The 22,586-nt window shown below is 40.5% G+C and carries 17 protein-coding genes and 2 tRNA genes; 8 read left to right on the forward strand and 11 right to left on the reverse strand.

Annotated elements, in window-relative coordinates:
- Nucleotides 1-6: 6 nt before the first annotated feature.
- From EDC17_RS12620 to EDC17_RS12660, 9 genes are all read right to left on the reverse strand, one after another.
- Nucleotides 7-5,406, reverse strand: a complete 5,400-nt coding sequence (locus EDC17_RS12620; protein WP_132778428.1) for an N-6 DNA methylase — start codon at nt 5,404-5,406, stop codon at nt 7-9.
- On the reverse strand, nt 5,393-5,830 hold the full coding sequence (locus tag EDC17_RS12625; RefSeq protein ID WP_132778429.1) for a DUF1896 domain-containing protein: 438 nt from the start codon (nt 5,828-5,830) through the stop codon (nt 5,393-5,395). The genes EDC17_RS12620 and EDC17_RS12625 overlap by 14 nt, the downstream gene beginning before the upstream one ends.
- 145 nt (nt 5,831-5,975) lie before the next feature.
- Nucleotides 5,976-6,857 (reverse strand): ORF6N domain-containing protein, encoded by an 882-nt coding sequence (locus EDC17_RS12630; RefSeq protein WP_123851228.1) that lies wholly within the window; start codon nt 6,855-6,857, stop codon nt 5,976-5,978.
- On the reverse strand, nt 6,857-8,944 hold the full coding sequence (locus tag EDC17_RS12635) for a type IA DNA topoisomerase (RefSeq protein ID WP_123851229.1): 2,088 nt from the start codon (nt 8,942-8,944) through the stop codon (nt 6,857-6,859). The genes EDC17_RS12630 and EDC17_RS12635 overlap by 1 nt, the downstream gene beginning before the upstream one ends.
- Nucleotides 8,945-8,950: 6 nt before the next feature.
- Nucleotides 8,951-10,405, reverse strand: coding sequence for a DUF3945 domain-containing protein (locus EDC17_RS12640; protein WP_123851230.1), 1,455 nt, complete (start codon nt 10,403-10,405; stop codon nt 8,951-8,953).
- A gap of 97 nt (nt 10,406-10,502) precedes the next feature.
- On the reverse strand, nt 10,503-10,796 hold the full coding sequence (locus EDC17_RS12645) for a helix-turn-helix domain-containing protein (RefSeq protein WP_070562154.1): 294 nt from the start codon (nt 10,794-10,796) through the stop codon (nt 10,503-10,505).
- 11 nt (nt 10,797-10,807) lie between these two features.
- A complete protein-coding gene (locus EDC17_RS12650) occupies nt 10,808-11,161 on the reverse strand; it encodes a helix-turn-helix domain-containing protein (protein ID WP_070562151.1) in 354 nt (117 codons plus the stop codon).
- 250 nt (nt 11,162-11,411) lie between these two features.
- The gene (locus tag EDC17_RS12655; RefSeq protein ID WP_123851231.1) at nt 11,412-12,257 is read right to left on the reverse strand and encodes an RteC domain-containing protein; all 846 of its coding nucleotides are present in this window, start codon (nt 12,255-12,257) and stop codon (nt 11,412-11,414) included.
- Nucleotides 12,258-12,555: 298 nt separating this feature from the next.
- Nucleotides 12,556-12,993 (reverse strand): MG2 domain-containing protein, encoded by a 438-nt coding sequence (locus EDC17_RS12660; RefSeq protein WP_132778430.1) that lies wholly within the window; start codon nt 12,991-12,993, stop codon nt 12,556-12,558.
- A gap of 107 nt (nt 12,994-13,100) precedes the next feature.
- On the opposite strand from EDC17_RS12660, the gene purD reads away from it, so the two are divergent.
- The 4 genes from purD (at nt 13,101) to EDC17_RS17310 (ending at nt 16,011) form a co-directional block, all read left to right on the forward strand.
- Nucleotides 13,101-14,375, forward strand: coding sequence for a phosphoribosylamine--glycine ligase (gene purD / locus EDC17_RS12665; RefSeq protein ID WP_132778431.1), 1,275 nt, complete (start codon nt 13,101-13,103; stop codon nt 14,373-14,375).
- Between the two features lie 98 nt (nt 14,376-14,473).
- A tRNA-Glu gene (locus EDC17_RS12670) sits at nt 14,474-14,545 on the forward strand.
- 249 nt (nt 14,546-14,794) lie between these two features.
- The gene (locus EDC17_RS12675; protein WP_243646147.1) at nt 14,795-15,826 is read left to right on the forward strand and encodes a site-specific integrase; all 1,032 of its coding nucleotides are present in this window, start codon (nt 14,795-14,797) and stop codon (nt 15,824-15,826) included.
- Nucleotides 15,805-16,011 (forward strand): tyrosine-type recombinase/integrase, encoded by a 207-nt coding sequence (locus tag EDC17_RS17310; protein ID WP_243646148.1) that lies wholly within the window; start codon nt 15,805-15,807, stop codon nt 16,009-16,011. Before EDC17_RS12675 ends, EDC17_RS17310 begins: the two co-directional genes overlap by 22 nt.
- A 323-nt stretch (nt 16,012-16,334) precedes the next feature.
- Here the strand turns inward: EDC17_RS17310 and EDC17_RS12680 are convergent, their stop codons facing one another.
- Both EDC17_RS12680 and EDC17_RS12685 read right to left on the reverse strand, forming a co-directional pair.
- Entirely contained in the window at nt 16,335-17,183 is an 849-nt protein-coding gene (locus EDC17_RS12680; RefSeq protein ID WP_132778432.1) for an SDR family oxidoreductase, read from the reverse strand.
- Nucleotides 17,184-17,284: 101 nt separating this feature from the next.
- Nucleotides 17,285-17,692, reverse strand: coding sequence for an Rrf2 family transcriptional regulator (locus EDC17_RS12685; RefSeq protein WP_132778433.1), 408 nt, complete (start codon nt 17,690-17,692; stop codon nt 17,285-17,287).
- A gap of 842 nt (nt 17,693-18,534) precedes the next feature.
- Between EDC17_RS12685 and EDC17_RS12695 the strand changes: the two genes are divergently transcribed.
- The 4 genes from EDC17_RS12695 to EDC17_RS12710 all read left to right on the forward strand — a co-directional run bounded on the left by EDC17_RS12695 (nt 18,535) and on the right by EDC17_RS12710 (nt 22,341).
- A tRNA-Glu gene (locus EDC17_RS12695) sits at nt 18,535-18,606 on the forward strand.
- Between the two features lie 249 nt (nt 18,607-18,855).
- Entirely contained in the window at nt 18,856-20,166 is a 1,311-nt protein-coding gene (locus EDC17_RS12700) for a site-specific integrase (RefSeq protein WP_132778434.1), read from the forward strand.
- Nucleotides 20,167-20,659: 493 nt separating this feature from the next.
- Entirely contained in the window at nt 20,660-21,592 is a 933-nt protein-coding gene (locus tag EDC17_RS12705; protein ID WP_165894420.1) for an AraC family transcriptional regulator, read from the forward strand.
- A gap of 422 nt (nt 21,593-22,014) precedes the next feature.
- Nucleotides 22,015-22,341 (forward strand): hypothetical protein, encoded by a 327-nt coding sequence (locus EDC17_RS12710; RefSeq protein WP_132778436.1) that lies wholly within the window; start codon nt 22,015-22,017, stop codon nt 22,339-22,341.
- The last annotated feature ends 245 nt before the right edge of the window (nt 22,342-22,586 follow it).

The following is a 22,586-nucleotide window of genomic DNA, read 5'->3' on the forward strand; positions in this document are numbered from 1 at the left end:
ACTTTCTTACAATACCCCACGTGGCAAATGAATACCTTTCGTCCGTACAATGCTCTCCGAAATATTTGGCGTTTCTTTCTGTTTTTCGTTCTGCTCCACAACTTCTTCTTTCGTTTCCGGAGTGATAGACAACTGTATCTTTCGTTCAACAGCAGCCAGTTCCGTTTTGAGTTCACTCAATCGGCTCTCCTTAGACCACGTACCATTTATGACTTCCTGAAGAACAGGTAAATCTTTTTGTATTTCCGCAATTTTCTTTTGCTCCTGCTCAATATAGCCGGGCAATTTCTCCAATGCATTAAGGAAGTTCACAGCAGCCAGCTTTTCATCTTTAGCGATGATACCGTTGTTGTAGGTATATTTGATATTGCCCTCGCCCTGCACCAAAAAGCGGTTCACCCGTAAATCCACACCATCTTTTTCAGACATTTCGGTTTTAACCAATAAGGTAAAACCGTACAGGCTTCCTATTTCTTCATACTGACCTCTGGTGCGGGCTTTGTCCGCAAGCTGATTGAGCCTTGCACCAATTTGTTTTATATCCGCATTGGGCGGTACGCCGTCCAATTGCACAGGATTTGCAATAGTACCGTCCGAACGTTTTTGGATACACCCTTGCAGATTATTCCAATCAAGGCTCATACGGTCAAAACGGGATTGGGCTTTATCAAGTTCAGCCGTATAGTCTTCCAATTTGTACTTCGCACTATACTTTGAACGGTTGAATGCCTGTTTTTCGCTTTCCAATCCGGCAATCTGTTTTTCTAATTTGGCTTTATCCAAAAGGTCGGTATTTCCTGATAGGATAGCTACATATTCCGAAAAGTTCATTCCCGATTTTTCGTCCATACTGCCTTCGTCAATCGTTCGTTTGCCGAGATTGTTATTTTTTAATTGGTCTATGAATAGCTGTTTATTGTACAGCAGGTTAAACTTGTAGCTATCCAGTGATTTTTCTACGGCATAGATAATCACATCTACTTTGTTCTCTGCAAAGAACTTGGCAATTTCATTGCCTTTTCGCACAGCTCTGCCATCCCTTTGGGCAAGGTCACTTGGTCGCCACGGCGTATCTAAATGATGAACGGCAACGGCTCTTTTCTGTGCATTGACACCTGTACCCAACATACTTGTAGAACCGAACAGCACACGGATATTACCCTCGTTCATTCCTTTGATAAGCTCCTTACGCTGCTTATCATTTTTGGCTTCCTGTATAAAACGGACTTCGTGTGCGGTTATGCCGTGGTCTTCCACGAGCTTGCGTTTGATTTCGGAGTACACATTCCATTCGCCCGGCTTGTAGGTTCCCAAATCGGAGAAAACGAACTGCGTTCCTTTCTGTGCGTTGTATTGGTTGTAATATTTGGCAATGTTTGTCGCACAATGCGAAGCCTTATTATCGGGGCGGTCATCATACGCACCGCTTACCATACGCATATCAAGCGACATTTTACGGGCATAGTCCGTAGCGATAAGCATCTTTGCTTTTTCTTCGCTTTGACTTAACGGAGGTCTGCCCAACAGTTCTGCATTTCCTGTTTTAGCAAACTCCATTAGCTTTTTAATAAAATCTTCCTGGTCGGGAGTAGGCGGTATATTATACAACACCTCGTTCTTGTTGGGGCGGTCAATGCCTATATCTTTTGCCGTTCGGTAATCTGTGATTTCGGAGTAGAATTGGGCAAGCTCCGGCACCTTGATAAAGTAGCGGAAACGCTCTTTTGCCACAATATTATTAGCAACCGAAAATTCATAATCGGTCGTTTTTCTTGCATAAATGGCTGCCCAGGCATCAAAAGAGTGAATACCCTGTTTTTCCATTGCCCGTGGTCGCAGGTATTTGAACAGTAGGTACAATTCCGTCAGCGAATTACTGATAGTTGTACCCGAAAGGAAAGTTGCTCCCATATCCGCATTGATGCGTTCCTGAATGGTGCGGATAGCAAAAAGTAGGTTCAATGCCTTTTGGCTACCGTCCACATTGCCCAATCCGGCAACTCTTGTATGCCTTGTATTGAACATCAGGTTTTTGAATTGATGACTTTCATCTACGAACAAATGGTCAATACCCATCATCTTAAAATCCACTACATCATCCTTGCGGTTTTCAATATCGTGTTGCAGGGTTTTAAGTTTGACTTCGAGGTTTTCTTTCCGCTTGATTACTCCGGCGAGCATCCCTCTGGTAACTTCCTTGCCTTGCGATTGCAGTGCATCGAGGTTTCGCTCTACGCTATCCAATTCGATTTCGAGGATTTCCTTTTGTATTTCGGACGACTGCGGTATCATACCGAATTGGTCGTGTGTGAGGATTACACAATCCCATTCGTTGTTTTTAATATCCCCGAAAATTCGCAAGCGTTTTTGGGGAGTAAAATCTTCTTTGCCTGGAAACAGTATTTTGGCGTGTGGGTAAGCGGTGCGGTAGGCTTCGGCAATTTCGTGAACATTGCTTTTCAGCCCGATAATCATCGGTTTGTGGGCTAAGCCCAAACGCTTCATTTCCTGTGCAGCGGTACACATAACCAACGTTTTTCCTGCACCTACTTCGTGGTCGCAGATAGCACCATTGTTCAGCTTTATCATCCAGACGGTGTCCTTTTGGCTCGAATACAGGTCTTCAATGCCCAATGCCTTACGGTCTAAGCCCGGAAAGTCCTGATGCGTTCCGTCATAGTTTGGTCGGACAAAGCAGTTAAACGTATCGTTGTATTGGTCGGTCAGCCTGCTTTTAAACTCATCGTTTTGAGCGTGGAGCCAATCGGTAAAGGCGGTACGGATTTCATCAATCTTGGTGTTCGCCATTTGTATGGCTTCCATATCCCGCACTTTGACCTCTTGGTCGCCAACCGTAATCTTTTTGGTAATGTCAGGCGTGGTATTGACAAGGGCGTGTTTGAGCAGGGCAATCCCGTCAAACGTTCTGCTTTCAGCTTTGACAGCGTATTTTTCCCATATATGCAAATTCTTCCGGTCGCACTTTACTGAAAAGTCATCGGAGCTTTCAGAGTAATGAACGAGTACGTCCGTATCAAAAAGATGTGAAGCAAAGCGGGCATAAATGCCAGTGGGTATCCAGCGTTCGCCCAAATTAAAATCGAGTTCCTCAAACTCAATTCGTCTTGGTCGGGCTTCTTCCAGAACGGTAAGGCTTGTTTTGGCTTCAGTATCATTGGGATTGTTTGCAATGTAGTTCTGTACCTCTTGGGCTTTCTCTACTACGTTCCCTGCAATCCAGCGTTCGGCTATTTCATATTCCTTTTGCAGAGGATTATAGTAAATACGACCGTGCAATGCTTCTTTCAAAGCATCGTCCGTCATACCGCTGATTTCGGACATATAGTCCAAATCCACACTTCCGTATTTGTTCAGCGAAGCCGCTAACGCTTCTTCGGGATTGTCTGTTGCTATGGTTACGGTAGAGAAACTTACCGGACGGCTAAATATATCCGCTTTGTGTACCACGCCACCAACGACACGCTCCAAATAAGGGATTTCCTTACCGGAGCTATCTGTTTTAATCAATTTGGCATTATCGGCACTGTTGAGATTGCCGTACTTTTTGACAAACGCATCATAAAGGCGGTTAAGGTTTTCCCTTTCTCCTTTGTGTTCGGCTTGAAGCTCTGCCTCTTTGTTGTAAAGCTCTTGGTAAACATCACGTACAGCAATGTACGCTTCGGCTCTTGCTTTTTGTAAAGGTGGCAACTGCAAAGGATGGAAAACAGCCGTACCGTCTGATGTATCTACATCTTGCAGATGACCAATCCAACCATTTTCCACGACAAGGCAATCGTTACGGTGGAACGGATGCAGTTTGCCACCATAAGGAGCAGGTTCGGGAACGGCTGGCTTATCAGCTTGGCCATTCCCGTTGATCCCCGAAAACAGGTCGCCGATAGCCTCCTGTTTTTTGCCATTGATAGATGTATTTCCACTAGTGGATCTATTAGTAACAGGAAGCGTATAAGGTTGCTGCATTGCACTACTAAACAAGTCGGGCTGACGACCTATTGTACCTCTTCTTTTTTTAGTGCTTTGCCTTTGGGCTTGTGTCGTTCTTTTGGGCGGAGCAACAACCATTACAGGTTCGTCCGCATTTTCAAATAGGTCGAAGATGCTTAGCTGTTTTAATTCCTGTGGGCTTTCCCGATTGATTATAGGGGTTGGTACAGGTTGCGGGTTTTGCTGAATGGTTACAGGTTCGATAACCGGAGGTGTAACCGGAATTTGTATTACACGTTCATCGTTCCGTTCGCCTTTGTATAAATTCAGATTCAAATGCTTTCCAAAATCATCGGTAAGCATTTGTTTGAGGTCTTTGGCAATTCCCTCAACACCGTCTTTGTGTTTATAAATTAAGGCAGGTTGACCGTATGGGTCTGTATCTAATTTACGGTCGGTATGTACAATCCTTGTGCTGTCCTGAAAGAGTGCATTGCCCGGAGTATTGTATTCTGTTTGCCTGCTTTGGCAAAACAGATCTTCCCTTTCGGTCAGACTTTGTTTTGCTATGTTCTTTTGCAGAATAATCAAGTCGCTTCCGACCTCCGTTCCTGCATATTCCGTAAATAGGTTGTTGGGTAAGCGGACAACCGAAACCAAATTATTATCCCGCATCAACGCCCTCCTTATCGGTTCGTTCTTCGGGCTGTTGAGAATACCCTGTGAAGTAATGTAAACCATCAAACCACCCTCACGGAGCATATCAATCCCTTTCAGGAAAAAGTAGTTGTGTATGCTTCGGACAGCCTGTACTTTTGCACTGTCCCTGCTTCGGGAATAGGAAAGGTCAAACACGGAAGTATCGCCGAATGGAATGTTACTTGCGACAACATCATAGCTGTTTTGTTCCTTTTCGGGAATTTCCTCAAAGCCACTTACACGGATATTACTTTCGGGATAAAGTTGTTGTAAAATCTTGCCTGTCAGTAAGTCTTTTTCATAAGCGGTAACACTTTGCCCATTTTCTGAAAAGGATTGTACGAATGAACCGATACCTGCGGAGGGTTCGAGGAATTTATCAATGTTTAGACCGTTATCACGCAAGGTTGCGGAAATAGCATCTATGACCTCTGGCGGTGTATAAAAAGCCGTCAGTACGGAGCTTTTCATACTATCTACATATCTGCGGTATTGCTTTTCGTCTTCGGAATTTTCCTTTAGTAGTTGGTGGAGTTTCTGTGTGAGCGGAAAAAGTTCGTGTTCGGTTTTTCTCCAATGATTGATGTCTGTTTCGTTCGCTATGGGGTTCAACACGAATTTAAGACCGCCAAATCCGCTGTATTGCATCATCGACTGTCTTTCGCCTACGGTGGCTTGTCGTTTCTCCTTTTCCAGTTTAAAAGCAATTCGTAGGGCATCAATGTTCTGTTGGAGATGTTGCTTCTTACTGAAGCCCATTTTCTTCTATCCATATTGCGATGGTTCCGGTTATTTCGGTATAGAGTAAATCAAACTCATAACCGTATGCGAAATCATCGGTTAGTTCATAGCCGGAGAAAACAGGCTCGCAAACAGGAAACATTTTAAGGGAGAACGGTCGCAGTTCCTCATCTGCCATCAGGGTATCAAACTCATTGCATACCACCTGAATAACAGTATCGAATTTGGAGAAATGCAAGCCCTCAAAAAGTATGTAATTGGCTATCTCGTTGCATTGTTCAACTGCATTTCCCGAACTAAAAGCACCCTCGTAGGCATTGGCAGCCCACGAGGAACGTTGCTCAATAAATTTCTGGTCGTTTGCCTTTTCGGGGAAGCTGGTGTTTAATAATTCTTGCAGTCGTAACCTGAAATACGATAGGTCTTTTTGTTGTGTATCCATACTATAATTTTGTTTAGAATTTTATTTGAAGCCTAAAATTATAGCAGTAGATAAGAGCCTTTAAAAATGTGGCAGGGTTTGGCTTTGAGAGGCGGGATTTGACGTAATGGGCAATAAAAAACCTCTGAATATTCAGAGGTTCGTTCTATGAGTTTTTTAAAATTTGAAGCATCCTGCCGACTTCAATATCCATTCGTGAAAAGGCAAACCATTTTTTGCCCAGGTCTTTAAGCGATGCCCCGATATGGTAGAGTTCCGTATCGTCAATAATTAAAAAGCGGTCGTGAGCATCGGAAAAAATCTCAACTTCAATATTCGGATATTGGCTGTTGTACCGTTGTACATCCAGCCTTAGCTGATTGCTGATGCTTTTGGTATAGATGGTTGCGGTTACATTGTGACTTCGCTTGCCCAATAAAGTCAATACCGTGTCATCTACATAATTATCCAGCAGGATAATGGAGGTTTTTGCATTTCGGATAATATCCGATACAAAGGCGTAGGCATCAAAAACCTGTCCGTTGTAGAAAATACCTTTTTCACTGTGGAGCTTATCGCTTTCCATAGCCTTAAAAATCTCTTCAAATTTTTGGTCAGCTTCTAATTGTTTCAGTTCAATGTTATCTAAACGATGAAACAAAGAGGCATTACTGGTAAGCATTCTACGCATTTCTACAAAGGCTTCCATAATTTCAACACTGACTTTAACCGCTATATCTGAACGGAGTATGGCAGAAGCCATTGCAACCCCTTGTTCCGTAAAAACATAGGGCAAATAACGTCTTCCACCATAGCTTAAACTTGAGGTTCCAATTTGGAACCTCAAGTTTTCAACGTCCTCTTCGGTCAGTTGAAAGCAGAAAGAAGCAGGAAACCTGTCTATATTCCTTTTTACGGCTTTGTTAAGGTTCTTTGTTTCCACCTGGTATAAGGAAGCGAGGGAGCTATCCAGCATCACTTGCTTTCCACGTATGGTATAAATCAGGTTTTTGATTTCCATTGGACTAATGATAGGCTTATTTTCCATTACTTTTTGTAGCTTTTATTTTTGGCAAATTCAAAGGAGCTTTCGGCTTTGTCATTCAATACGATATACGCATCGAATTTCTTACCTGCCTTGCTTTTCATTCCTTTGATAAGTGTAGTTTTCCTTTTATTGATAAGGCTTTCAATATCGGTAATGCCGATTTGTACACCACATACATTGCGGAACTGTACCCAATTACAAACTTCATTAGGACACTTCACTATTTTATCACGGATAATGAGTTGCTGGCTTTTGCATTTCGGGCAAGCTAACTTAGGCAGGTTGTTTTGAGCAATGGAAGTTTGCAACAGTTCATTAGTAATAGAGGAAGCATAAGTTTCCATTTCCTTTTGGAAACCCTTTGCATCGGCTTCGTTGTTTTCGATTTTCTGCAATGCGAGTTCCCATTCGGCTGTCATTGCCACGTCTGCAATTTTGTGGTCTTTGACCAATTCGTACACCTGCAATCCTTTTTCGGTGGGGATTAAGGATTTCTTTTCCCTTTGGATATAGTTACGGGTAAACAGGGTTTCGATTATTGCGGCTCTTGTAGCCGGAGTACCGATACCGATATTTTGCAGGGCTTTCCGTTCGTCTTCATTTTCGATTTCCTTTCCGGCAGTTTCCATAGCCGACAAAAGCCCTGCTTCGGTATAAAGCACAGGCGGTTTGGTTTTCTTTTCGAGAACGGAGGCTTCTTTTATTTTGAGTTCATCGCCTTTTTTCAGTTCGGGCAAATCCTGTACAGGTTCGGTATCATCATCGGAGAAACTGCCTTTGATAGAACGCCAACCTACTTCTATAACCTTACAACCCTTTGCCGTAAAATCATAATGCAATGCCTGTAAACTTACATCGGTTATCTCTTTGATGCAGGCTTGTGAAAGGGCTTCGAGCAATCGAAAGGCAATCATATCATAAACGGAGTTTTCCTTTGCGTTCAAGGCTGACGGGATTTTATCAGTAATCAATAATCCGTGGTGGTCAGTAACACGCAAATCGTTTACAATACGTTTATTGAACCGTCCCCATTTTATTTTTGAAACGGCTTGTTTACAGGTTTCCCTGTCCTGCAAAGCCCTTACGAGGTTGGGAATTTCTGCCCACACATCTTCTGGTATATACTTGCTTCCGGTACGTGGGTAAGTGATAAACTTTTTTTCGTAGAGGCTTTGGGCAATATTCAGCGTTTCTTCGGCAGAAAGGTTCAGTTTTTTATTGGCTTCTTTTTGCAGCCCTGTCAGGTCAAACAGCAAAGGTGGTTGTTCCGTAGCAGTTTTGATTTCTACGGATGTAACCGTAGCAGTATTACCATTTCTTTCGATGGATTTCAACGTATCTTCTGCAAGCTTTTTATCTTCCCATCTGTTTTTGGAAAGGCTTTTAAAGTCCGTGAACTCTTTCGTGTGGGACAACTGTATCTGCCAATATTTCTTTACAGAGAAACTCTTGTTTTCCAGATAGCGTTTGCATATCAAAGCCAATGTAGGGGTTTGCACTCTTCCGAGTGAATAAATGCCATTTCCTGCGGCTATGCTCAATGCCTGTGTAGCATTGATGCCTACCAGCCAATCTGCACGGCTTCTGCCTTGTGCAGCTTGGTATAATCCGTCAAATTCTTTTCCGTCTTTAAGGGTATGAAAACCTTGTTTGATGGCTTTTTCAGTTAGTGAACTTATCCAAAGACGTTCAAAGGGCTTGTTGCATTTCAGGTATTCATAAATGTACCGAAAGATGAGTTCGCCCTCACGTCCTGCATCGGTAGCCACTATAATACTGTTGCTACGGTTAAAAAGCTGTTCGATGACTTTCAGTTGCTTTAAAGCACCTGTATCGGCGGCATAGCTTTTGTTTTTTTTGACTTTCCGGACGGTCAGTAAAAATGGGTTGGGGAGTATTGGTAATGCCGTTTTGTCAAATCCCGAAATCCCGTAATCTTCGGGCATTCCCAATCCTATTAAATGACCGAATGCCCACGTAACAAAATAGCCGTTGCCTGTCAGGTAGCCGTCCTTTTTCTCGGATGCTCCCACAAGTCCGGCTATTTCCCTTGCTACACTTGGTTTTTCTGCAATGATTGTTTTCATACTTTACTACATTTTTCTGCCTTTGGACTTTGCAGGCGTTTCGGGTTTTTCCTGTTGTTCCTGCTGTTGTTTGTTTTTTGGTCTTAGTTGCCCGGACTTCAACGGTTCGTTGATGTTTTTGGTCGCTTCGTTGGTCTTGCCCTCCGAATTGACGGCAGTTTGCGTTTTATGAGCTTCGGTGGGTTTAACCCTTTCCTTATATTTATTGGGAAATTCAAAATTGGTTTTTCCGGTTTCTTTATTGAAAGTGATGTAACCCTGATATGGTTGCCCTTTTTTATCCCTCAATCCGTCAATATAGACGGTTTGTCCGGCTTTAAAATCCTTATGTTGCTCATCGGTCAGTTCCTTACCTCTGAATGTTTTTGGAGCTTCCTGCGGCTGACTTTGCTGGTTATTCTGCCCCCTGCTTTGTGATTGCTGATTGGAGTTGCTTCTGTCAAACATAAACTCAACATAACGCTTGTCTGCATTGAACTGTACGGTTGCCGAAAATTCAGCTCCTTTCTTAGAAATCATTCCATCTAAATAAAGTGGTTTGCCCTCCATTAAGGTTTGTTTTTGTGCATCGTCCAATTTTACGCCCTTAATTTCATCGGGAATTTTTATGAACTCAGTTCGCAGTGCAATTACATCATTTGTTAGTCTGTCTATACTGACAATGGACGGCATCAGTTCGCCTGTTTTGGTATTGGTCAGGTTAACTACACGTCCCATATTACCCGTTTCGAGCAGGTTTTTCTTATCCTCATCCGTAAACTTATGTCCGAAAAACTCAAAATGCAGATTAGGCTCTTTTTTGATGCCGTGTATTCCCACAATAACTTTTCCGTCTTCGGCTTGCTGTAAAGACAGACGGGCATCCGTGCGGAGAATAGTACTACCTAGGTTAACGCCAATGGGTAAAAGTTCATTAGTTTTAAAACCTTTCAATAAAGGTTCAAGCAGGTTTCTCTTTTCAAGATATTCCTTGCTTAATCCGAGATTGGTCATAGTTTCCCAATCAATCTGCTCCGGCTTGTAGCGGTATTCGCTGGCTTCCGGTGTGGTTTGTGCTGTTGCCATATTATTTTGATTTTCTTGTTTATCCTGTTGCGGTTCTGTTTTCACTTCGTGTACTTTCATCACCTTTTCGCCTTCGGGAGATGGCTTATCTACCTGCTTTTGCATTTCCTCCGCTTTTTCAACTGCAAGCGGTGCAGGCACTTTAAAGAATGAGAAATTGGTAGGGTTCTTTAGTTGGCTGAAAAAATTAGAGAAGAAGTTGGAAAAGAAATCGCCGCTCTTGTCCACACGCATAAACTGGTTCTGGTTTTTCTTCGTGGGTTCAACGGTTTCCATTTTCCCGTTTTCGTCAATACTCTTTACGGCTTGGATTTTCATTTTCTCTTTATCCAATACCAGCAATATGTCCGATAATTGTTCGGGCATTTCCTGCTTATTTGTTGTTTCTTCACTCATAATCTGAAAATTTAAAGTTTACCGCCGAATGTAAATGAAGCGTTGGCTGCATTGCCCAAAGTGGCACTCAAAGGCAGTGTTTGTCTTTCATCGGCGTTCATTTAGCTGAGGGTGGGTTAAAGCTATCCCTGATGAACTGATGTACATCGGACATTTTGTAATACAGTTTCCCGCTAATGGTGTAATAGGGCAGTTTGCCGATGGAACGATACCGTTGCAGGGAACGGTTGCTGATTTTTAGCATTTGAAGCAAATCTTGGTTATCCAGCAATTCCTCGCCGTCTATGCTGCTACGCTTCCTTTGTAACTCCCCTATATTGTCGCCAAGCATATCAAGGCGACCCATTAAGCGTTCCATCCACGCTATAAATTCCATCCTGTCAATATTCATAGCCACACGTTTTAGGGTTTGCCCGATTTTAGTTTTCTGCCTTTTTCGATATAGCTTTTGCCTTTTGCCATTAGTTCCTGTACAAATTCATCACTGCTTTGTACAGCATTTGCGTTCAGCATATCTTTAATTGCTCCAATGGTGTAGAAATACTGACCGTAGATTTTTGAGTAGGCTATCTCTCCTTTGGTACGCATACGCCAGAGGGTTTTCTCGCTGATATGCAGGTATTGGCATACCTCGTGGTTATTGAGCCACAAGTCATCATAGCCGGTATCTTCCAGTCTTTTCAGATAGTCGGCAATAGCGTTGATACGGCTGTTTAGCTGTTGCCACGCTTCTTCTTCAATGGTTATTATTTTCATTGCATAGCTTTTAAAAGTTCACTATGCAAAATTGATAAGGGTGGTAGAGTTTGTCCGCCAAGCCTCGCCAATTGGTTTAGCAGTTTTTTGAAATTTTTTACAATCACGGAAAACCCTTGTTTAATAAGGGTTTTAAGGCATTTCGGATATTTTGGAATGGAGTTTTGAGAACACTTGCCAATTGGCAGATATGGGCAAAGAAAAAGCAGTACATTTTGTGGACTGCTTTGAACATACTGTTTTAATTTAGCTAAAGGTCTTTATCCATATATTCTTCAAGGGATATTTTGAGTTGGTCTAAGAATGCCGTTCGGGAACCTGCCCTTGTCTTCATTCGGTGGAAAGAGTGATGTATGTCGTTTAAGGGAGTTCTAAATAGCACCTGAAAAATTAAAGCTAATTTTCGGATGCCTATTTTTCCGTACGCAATGGAGTTTGAAGCATATAGGGCGTATATCAGTTCAATAAGTGCATTTTGAGAATTTGTCCACGAAATATCCTTGTTTGCATCTCCATTTAGTAAAATTGTATCGGGGTTTTCTTCGGGGTTGATTTTGGTAAGCATATAAGTATAAAGTAATTCGTTCGCTATAATATAGGCTATCTTGTTATCATAATATGTTGAAAAACTAAGGTCAATTTCAAATACGCCACTCTTTAATCCATCGTGGTAATTGATTTGTCCGAGCCTGAAATAAGTATGGTCACGGTCTGTCCTTCCTGCACGGTAGTATCGGTAAAAATCCTCATTGCAAATACTTTCTTTATATTCTGATTTGAGGTTTTTTAACAGGTTCTCATAATAGCTTTGATGTATTTTACCATTGCTCACGGGGCAGGTTGTTTCAATGCGGAATACTTTGTTATAGTAAATGAGTTTCCCTAAAATTTGCGGCTTAATATTCTTAAAAAATTCAATCTCCTGCTGTTCATTCGTAAAACTATCCTTCAATACTTTTGCTTTTATGGTACATAGCATTTCTTTTAGGAATAAGGTCATTTGGTATGACTCATCAGCCGTTCGCATCATTTGAGAAGAAAGTTTGCCTTCCTGATGTAGAATTTGCGATAATATTTTATTCAACACGATTTCCATAGCGTAGTCATTTTAAACGTTAGCACTATTTGTTTCGGAGTCACAACTATTGTTGATACCCCAAAATTTGGAAATAATATTGTAACCAATATCACAGATTATCCCCAGTGGGGAGATTTTTTTGATATTGCAAGTGGAAAGGAAAAAGAGCGAATAAAGGGTAAAGTAGATTAGTGCTTTACCCTTTATTTATTATATTTGCACTAATGATTTACAAGGTAATCAAATGAAAGCAAGTGCAGTGAGCACCATTACTAAATCGTTACCGATAGAGTTTTCTACTCTTGTAAACTGCTCTTTATAAGTCACTTTGGGCTTTATTAATCTTTTTATCAAAAAAATAGTCAGATCCAGCATTTTTCATCCAGTTGGTGTAGGCCCTTAAATGGTACACCCCTTCTGTTATCGTATCTTGCAACTCAAAATTTCCCAAACCAACACCCATAGGCGTAGAAATGGTCACGCGATCGACAACCTCATTCGCTGGGCTAATTAATTCAGCATATAATACTCCACTGAGGCTGGAAAAGAGATTGTGTATACCTAGAGTAGTGTAAGCCTTAAAATATATCGTTTCCCCCGCTGCGTATACGGGCTTGTCGGTATGTACATATATTTTCTCCTGTGGAGATTGCTGGTGTGTGTCCTGGACGCGAGTCAAAAATTGTTGGATATCTTGCCCTTTGACATTAAAAAGCGAAAATAGAAAAATAGCTGTAATAAGCTTCGATTTCATAGATTATTGATAATTAGTCTCCTAAAGATATTCTATTTTTTTGGGAATATCCTCTCTAACCGTGTTTTAATTCTTAAGAATACCATGTGAGATTGTATATTTGTATTATGAATATCTTAATCGTTGGATCTGGCGGTCGTGAATCTGCCTTTGCTTATAAAATAGCGCAAAGCCCTAAATTAACTAATCTTTTTATTGCACCAGGAAACGCTGGAACCGAACAATACGGTAAAAACGTCGACTTAAAAGTTACAGACTTCGACGGAATAGCGTCCTTCGCGTTGGCGAATAATATAGAGATAATCCTTATTGGTCCCGAAGAACCTCTTGTAAAAGGTATACATGATTATTTTTTGGGCAGAGAAGATGTGAAACATATAGCGGTAATCGGACCGCAACAATTGGGGGCACAACTCGAAGGATCGAAAGATTTTTCGAAAGAATTTATGTTTAGACATAATATTCCTACAGCAGCCTACAAATCTTTTAACCAAGATAACCTCGAAGAAGGCTTAGCCTATTTAGAAACACAAAATCTCCCCATTGTCCTTAAAGCAGATGGTTTAGCTGCTGGCAAGGGCGTCTTGATCTGTGAAACGCTTGAGGATGCTAAAGCCGAATTAAAGGCGATGATTGCTGATGCAAAATTTGGAGCAGCAAGCAGCGTCGTGGTTATTGAAGAATTCTTAAAAGGTATAGAACTTTCGGTTTTTGTACTTACAGACGGCGAATCTTACAAAGTATTGCCATCAGCCAAAGATTACAAACGTATAGGTGAAGGGGACACAGGACTTAACACGGGCGGAATGGGCTCCATCTCCCCTGTTCCATTTGCTACCGAAGAATTCTTATCAAAAGTCGAAAACCGTATCATCAAGCCGACTATTGAAGGCTTGAAACAAGATAACATTCCTTACAAAGGATTTATTTTCATTGGATTAATGAATGTAGGTGGTGATCCTTATGTCATAGAGTACAATGTGCGCATGGGTGATCCAGAGACAGAATCAGTATTGCCACGTATCGAATCTGACCTTGTCGATTTACTAGAAGGTGTAGCCAAAGGTGATCTTGCTACGCGATCCTATACAGTAAGCCCGAAAACAGCGGTAACAGTCATGTTGGTGTCTGGTGGGTACCCGGGAGATTACGAATCCGGTAAGGTGATTACTAATATGGAGAATGTAAAAGAATCTATTGTCTTTCATGCGGGAACGAAATCTGTGGACGGACAAGTGGTTACAGCCGGCGGTCGTGTAATAGCAGTCACTACATTGCAAGATGACCTTTTTACAGCGCTGCAACAAGCAACAGCGGATGCTGGACGTATATTTTACCCCGGAAAATACTTCCGTACGGATATCGGTTTTGATTTAATTTAAAAATATTAATTTCAGAATCAACGAATTATAAAAAAGCGTTGAAAAATATTTTGATGATGCAAATTATGCCCTTATATTTGCATCATCAAATTCAATAAGGCCCGTTCGTCTAGGGGTTAGGACGCAAGATTTTCATTCTTGAAACAGGGGTTCGATTCCCCTACGGGCTACTAAATCGAAGATCAAAACATACAAAAGCTTGCAAATTTAACGTTTGCAGGCTTTTTTGTTTTTACGGCAGGTCAAAATGTTCAGAAATTCGCAAACTTCTAGTGAGTCATTCAGTGAGTCAATAAATTTGAATGAAGCACTCACTGAAACGCATTTAATTCACTGATTTACAAGATGTTCTACAATCGAACATCTTGATGTGTTTTCGCTGCAAGGCTAATTTTGTTAAACATTTTAAATGTTAAATCATGAGTACAAATTATTCCTTGCTCTTCTACTTGAAGAAACCAAAGAATTATGTGAGTGGTGCTAGGCCTATTTACATGAGAATTACGATCGATGGATCGGTATGTGAAATCTCCACAGGAAAGAGTTGTGAACCAAGTCGATGGAATTCCAAAGCAAATGGATCTAAAGGAAATACTGAGGAAGTCAAGACTTTAAACAGCTATTTGGAAACATTGAATCTGAAAGTTGCCGCCATGCATCTTGAAATCTTGAAAATGGGAGAAATCCCTACCATTGAACTTCTTAAATCAAAATTTACAGGAAAGACAGAAAATCAAAAGACCTTATTGTCGGTTCTAAAAGAGCATAACGTTAAAATGGAATCTTTGCTTGGCAATGGATTTCGGGAGAATACCTTAAAGGGATACAGGACGACGTATTTACATTTAGAAAGTTATATTACAAAGCAGTTTTCAACTACAGATATTGAACTTCGTAAAATTGACCATTCTTTCGTGGTAGGCTATGAATATTATCTTCGATCTGAAAAAGGATGCTCTGATATTTCAGCTGCCAAATACATGAAGCATCTAAGAAAGATTATTAATCTAAGTCTAGCTCATGAATGGGTTACCTCAAATCCTTTCAAGTTTTATAAAACATATGCCAAGCCCAAAGAGAAATCCTATCTGAACAGAGACGAACTAACACGAATCGAAAACAAAAAGCTTAATATTCTAAGGCTCCAACATGTCAGGGATGTATTTGGGTTCTGCTGTTATACGGGACTTTCCTATGCGGATGTATCAAAATTAATCAAACGCAATATTGAAGTCGGGGTTGATAATCGATTTTGGATAAAGATCAAAAGACAAAAGACAAATACACTTTCATCTATTCCCATCCTTCCAAAGGCACTTGAAATTTTAGAGGCTTATAAAGATTATCCACCTTGTGAATCTAACGGACAATTATTGCCCATATTGAGCAATCTGAAAATGAACAGCTATCTAAAAGAAATAGCAGATCTGTGTGGAATAACGAAGAACTGACCTTTCATATTGCTAGGCATACGTTCGCAACCACAGTAACGCTTTCAAATGGGGTACCGATTGAAACGGTTTCCAAGATGCTAGGTCACATTGATATTCGCACAACACAGCATTACGCAAAATTATTAGACAATCGGATAAGTAAGGATATGGAAAATCTTATTGCAAAGCTTGAAACGTATTGACAGTTACGAATACCTTTCGACAATCAATTTATTATAGATAAAATCTCTGATCAAGACTGTCTGGATACCCAAAAAATAGGGAATTTTATACATTTAGTTATAAATACCCATTAAATATTGGAAATAAGTTCGGGACGCTGCGGGTCACTTTCTAAATAACCGCTTTGGTTGCCTTAAACGGCTAGAGTAACTTAATGTTAATTTTCGATTAATATTATAATTTCGTTTTAGATTATTTTGATACCACCAATCCAATCTTTTTGAATTGGCGGTATCAAAAAAAGTCTAAAATGTTATGAATTTCTAAAAACCAGCAATAAAGATTACTGAATTAGAAAGGTTTTAATGGCGTCCTTTAAAGTTGTAGTTGGTCTACCCAACAATGAAGATAATGTTTTTGAATCATCAAATAAGTCATCTTTGGAAGCACCTATATCCCAACCAGCTATCGAAGCTGCTAATGATTCTGGTAAGCCTATTTTAATTAATAATTCTGAATACTCCTTTTCAGAAATATTTTTGTACTGGATGAACTTACCAGATTGTTCAGATGCCTCTTTGGCAAAATCTGCCAATGTATAGGCTATATCTCCGGCTAGTTCATAAGTTTTATTAGCATGTCCGTCACCTGTTAGAACTTTAGCTGCAGCTTCGGCATAATCTTCGCGCGATGCCGAAGAAATTTTACCCTCACCGGCAGATCCTGCCAATATGCCGGATTCGATTGCACCGGCCAATGATCCGAAGTAGTTTTCTGTATACCAACCATTCCGCAAAATGGTGTAAGTAATTCCAGACTCTTTTAAAATTAGTTCAGTTGCTAAATGCTCTGTTGCCAGATTCAAACTTGAAGTATCTGCATGAAGAAGACTTGTATATATAATCTGTTTAACGCCTGATGCTTTGGCCGCTTCAATAACATTTTTGTGTTGAACTTCGCGTTGACCAACTTCACTGCCAGAAATTAAAAGCAACTTATCTATTCCTTTCAAGGATTCTGCTAAAGTTTCCGGATTGGAATAATCAAACAAACGTACTTCTATCCCCAGTTCTACCGCTTTTTCAGGTGATCGTACCAAAGCAACTAAGTGATCTGAAGGTGTATACAATTTTAATTTATCAACAGCTATTCGACCTAGTTGACCTGTTGCTCCCGTAATTCCAATTTTCATATGTTCTTGTTATTTAATGTTTCTAAAAAAACGAATGTATAACTCCTTAATATTAATCTATAATATGTAATATGTTTTGTTACATATAGGATGAAATTTTTTTAAAATTGATTTAAAAAGTCGGCTAAACTTTGTTTTCCCAAACTCTCTTTTATGAGGAGATCAGTTCGTTTAAATAATGAATCTAACCTTTCATTGATCTGGCTTCCAATGAAACATTGAGGATTAGTATTGAGATTTTTTCTTCCCAACATATCGGAATAATGTACGATTTCCAGAATCTCCGATAGGTAGATTAAACTTGCTGGGCGATTTAATTTCGCCCCCCCATCTTTTCCCTTTTTCGTCTGTATCAACCCGGCTCCCGAAAGAAAGATAATCTCTTTACGTACGATCACTGGGTTTATATTGATACTTCCTGCAATAAATTCAGAACTGAGCCATTCCTCAGGCTTGAGCGCTAGAAGTGTAAGGATATGAACCGATGTCGCAAATCTTGTATTATTCATTGGGGCAAATATAATAAAAATTTTAATTGTAATGTTTTTTATTACAATTAAAATTTTATTTTCGGAATTTGCTATAGCTTCTGGTCCCTTCTCAACTATTCAATAACAAACCTTGATTGATTAATAAAATTAAATGGGAATATTGCCCATAAACAAAAAAGGCACCCTAATCAAATTTTGTATGGGATGCCAAATATGTATTTGGTAGTTTTAGTTTTGTGAATTTAACAGCTCTTCAAGATATGTTATCTTTTCCTTTTCAGCATTTAGCAATTGTTCGTAAAGTTTTGTATTTTTTCATAAACTTCAATGAGCTTGTCAATTGGATTAAAATTGTAATTAACACAACCTGAATTATCATATAAATTACTAGAAATTATATTTATTGCAGCTTCCTCATTAAATCTTTGAATAGCTTCAGGAGTAACATTCAGGATTTTTGCGATTTGTTCTAAATATCTGCTTCAATCTTCTCTTTAGCTTCCAACTGAGATACTTTCTTCTGAGTACTAAGTCCTTTTTTCTTTAGAAGGATAAGTGTTCTGAGTTCCATTTTGTCTTTCCGTTTGATCTGGTAGAACGATTGGTATTTGCTTCTTTCCTGGATGACACCACTCAGCAAAACTACTGGCTGGCCTATCAGGGCACGCTAAAGCAGTTTGTGAAGGCATAGGTCGTTTCTATTATCCACTCTCGCTTTTCATTAGGTGTTCTTTATTTTAAGGAATCTGTGTTTATGGATTTGAAAAATAAGTGCATAGCAAAGTATATCTTGATTTTTTTCACAAAACATTTTGACTAAAAAAAATTTACTTCTATATTTGCACCACTTCAGAAATGATGGCCCGTTCGTCTAGGGGTTAGGACGCAAGATTTTCATTCTTGAAACAGGGGTTCGATTCCCCTACGGGCTACAGATCTTGAGATCAAAACATGCTAAAGCGCTGTAAATTAAATGTTTGCAGCGTTTTTTGTTTTGTCGGATTTTACAAATTATTCAGTTTTTCCCATAATAAAAGTGAGTCATTCGGTGAGTCACTTTTTCAAAATGTATGACTCACTGGAAAGGGGTTAATCTTTTGATTGACAACCTGTTCAGAAATTGAGCATCTTGATTTCGTTAGGCTGCAAGGCTACATTTGTTTCACTTAAATGATAGTATCATGAGTACACATTATTCCTTGCTCTTCTACCTGAAGAAACCAAAAAACTATGTGAGCGGCTCCAAGCCGATCTACATGCGCATTACCGTGGACGGCATTCCCAAAGAAGTGTCCACCGGAAAAGAATGCGATCCCTACAAATGGAATTCCGGTACCAACCGTGCCAAAGGGACGAAAGAAGACATAAAAACGTTGAACAGCTATCTGGATACGATCGATCACAAGATCGCTGACATCCACCTACAAATGACCAAGAGCGGGGCAGAAATCACCGCTGAATTTATCAAACTAAAGTACCTTGGAAAGGATATCCAGCGAAAAACGTTGATGGATGTGTTCCGTGAACACAACGAACAAATGAAAGCTCTGTTGGGTAATGGTTTTAAGCCCAATACGCTCAAAGGTTACAACTCATCCCTTTCCCATATCGGATTGTACCTCCATGATAGCTACGGGATAGAGGATATTGAGGCACGAAAGATCGACCATGCCTTCGTGGTCGGCTACGAATTTTTCCTCCGCTCATCAAAAGGCTGTTCGGAAGTCTCTGCGGCAAAGTACATGAAACATTTCCGCAAGATCGTGAAGATATGTATCGCCCATCGGTGGATCACCGAAGATCCCTTTGCCTTTTATAAAAACACAGCCAAGGCAAGACCGAAAGAATACCTTACCAAGGATGAACTTGACCGTATGGAGCAAAGGACATTTTCGATAGCGAGGCTGGAGCATGTAAGGGATATCTTTGTGTTCAGTTGCTACACAGGGTTATCTTATGCCGATACAAAAAAGTTGACTGTTAACGATATTGCCAAAGGTGTGGACGGCAAACTATGGATATTGACCAACCGGGAGAAAACAAATACGACTTCCAACATCCCCTTATTGCCCAAGGCGCTCGCTATATTTGAAAAGTACAGGCATTACCCTCCTTGTGAGGCCAAGGGCTTGGTACTTCCCGTTTTGAGCAACCAAAAAATGAATAGCTACCTCAAGGAGATTGCTGACCTGTGTGGCATTGCCAAGGAGCTTACTTTCCATATGTCACGGCATACGTTTGCCACCACGGTAACACTTTCCAACAATGTCCCAATTGAGACCGTTTCCAAAATGCTCGGACATACCGATCTAAAGACGACGCAGCATTATGCTAAACTCTTGGATACACGGGTGGCAAGCGATATGGACAGATTGGAGGAGACTTTGGTTAATAAAACTACGAAACATGATTCTTTGATGTCAAAGGTTTCTTTTGGGAAAATCCCAAATGCCTCAATGCAGCCGTGTTTGAATACCGATAAAGCAGGTTAAAAGAAGAATGCAAACCGTATCGATTAGCAAGGGGAATCTCCTTGCTAACCTACATTTAATCGTTCGCAGACCTTGGAGATTCTTGCTCTTTTGGGCTTAAGCGAAGTATAGTCACCAGTGAAAAAAAATGATCAAATGCCGTGCCTATTTGGGACAGTCAGAAATAGCTAACTTACCAAAATCTTAAAACGGTCATATATTGCAGCATTTAAAAATCGCTTTGCTCCCTTATTCTCCTTATATTTATTCTGAGGGGGTGAACGTGCCCCTCGTTTCACTAGTTTTTGGACCCGGTGATGATATGACAAATATGCATCCTGTAGAGACTATCACTTTTATATTAATAATCGGTTTAAGGTGTATCAGCAAGAGTTCTTGGTCGTAGAACGGCATTTCGTCGAAAATATTTGTCCGATCACGCCTTTGTTTTTAACTTTAATCCCCTTTTTGAAGGTTTTCAATGCATTCGGGTATGAAAAGGACGGTAAAATATATGTTCAGATCACACGCCGTTGTGACAGACATCACTGGAAACGTACCCCGGTGGACTAAGCACTGTTTGCCTTATGCTAAGGCAGAACGAATAGATGTCAATGTAGGTATAATCATCAGCCAGTATTACAGCCATTTTCTTTTCTTTCTTGAGGTAGTCGAATTTGATATACATACCGACCTGCAAGCAGATTACCTGATGGAGGATACCAGTCTGTTCCTCTTTATGATGTTGGAAGGGAATATCCTATTCCATAAGCACGATGGAGAATATATCGCCGAAGCAAAAGGCGACGTCTGCTATGCTACATACAACCGGCAGGGACTGTATTCGTTCACCTTACCGGCAGGAAGACACCGCCTCTGTTATATCATCCCCAGAAATGAATGGGTGACAAAGAACATCGGGAAATATCCGAGACTGGAGCCATTCCTAGATCAGATGGGACAAGATAACCTGCCATTCGGGCACATGCCGTCCTGCCGGATCGAAAAGGGGATGGAGCGAAGTCTCGATAAGCTTCTTGGAAGGACAGAGATAAAGGATAAGGATCTTGAAGCCGCCCTGTTGCGCGATTCAAAAAGAGTGCTGTATCATTATCAGCTTGCTGTCGAGAAAAAAATGTCTGCCCGTCCCTACCTTATAAAAGAAAATCTGGATCAAAATTATAGGAGTTCCGATCTGACAAATAAAGTATTGATGGATAGGTTCAACATTACGGAAAAAACACTGATCGAAACCTTCAAGGCCGAGTTTGGGATCACACCGCACAACTATCTGATCCAGTTACGCATGCAAATGGCCAAGCAGTTACTTCTCTCAAAAAGTTCCTCTCCAACAGAAGTCTGGCAGCTGGTCGGATACGCAGATTTCAGGAGTTTTGGCATACAGTTCAAGAAATTCTTTGGTTTTCCGCCTTCAGAGTGTATTTAACGTACTTTTAAAGTCATTTTCAATAAACAACAGATCCTCGACCGGAAAAAAACTTACTTTTTTGCCCCTATTTTTCATAAAAAACAATGCTTTTTGGTAAGTTTTTTTCTACCTCTACATCAAAAACGATGTTGAACTTTGTTAAGTAAGCTTGAACAATTTTTCTCTTTCGAGAGATTCAAGATATGGCAGGCGTATCAGGCTCCACACCATCTTTCCCGATGGCAGAGTTCCAGACAGGGTAGCAAAAGGCAGTGAGACCAGCTATTTATATCCGCCGATACGCATCTGGACAAGTTCGGATGTCGGGACACAGGGACGAGGGTTACATCGATAAAGTGCAGACAAGCCTAATCGGGCAGGTGGGGCCAAGGCTGCCCTGCTGAACAGTAGGCAAATGGTCAATGTTAAAAATGAATGCAATGGACAGTAAAGGCACAGCGAAAGAAAAAAAGACAGGTTTCCCGCATCGAATGGAGAATCTGTACCGATCCCTAAGGATGGAGCTGCATGTCCTGTTCTTGCGGATATCCATGGTCATTACCTTGGTGATGAAAGTCATCAAACAGGAAAAATCACCTTGTCGGATTGCCTTAGCCCAGAAGAGAGTTTCTAGAAGAATTGCCCACCGACGTAAATTTACGGTATTTACGATATACCCGGATAGCTGCAAGAACTATCCGGGAAATGAAAGCCAACGTATCTGGATACAATGGTCTTCAGCGAGGTCTGCTAAAAGACAACCCTAAAAAATAGTATGTGAAAATAAAGTTGTCCTTTGTCTTCGCTACTATAAAATCTAACTTTAAGATCAATAACGTGAAAAATCTAAAGAAATTAATGTTTGGCCTTGTGGCGCTTGGATTAGCGTTCGGCCTTATGTTTAGTGTAAGTGCTTTTAAACCTGAATTCGATAATTAAAAAGCGTACAATTGGTTAGTTTTTACCGTTTGATATTTGATTGAAGGTTTCTTAGGGAAGAAACTGTATGCTG

Origin of the sequence: Sphingobacterium alimentarium, assembly GCF_004342685.1 — a bacterium.
In the GTDB taxonomy this organism is placed as follows: Bacteria; Bacteroidota; Bacteroidia; order Sphingobacteriales; family Sphingobacteriaceae; genus Sphingobacterium; species Sphingobacterium alimentarium.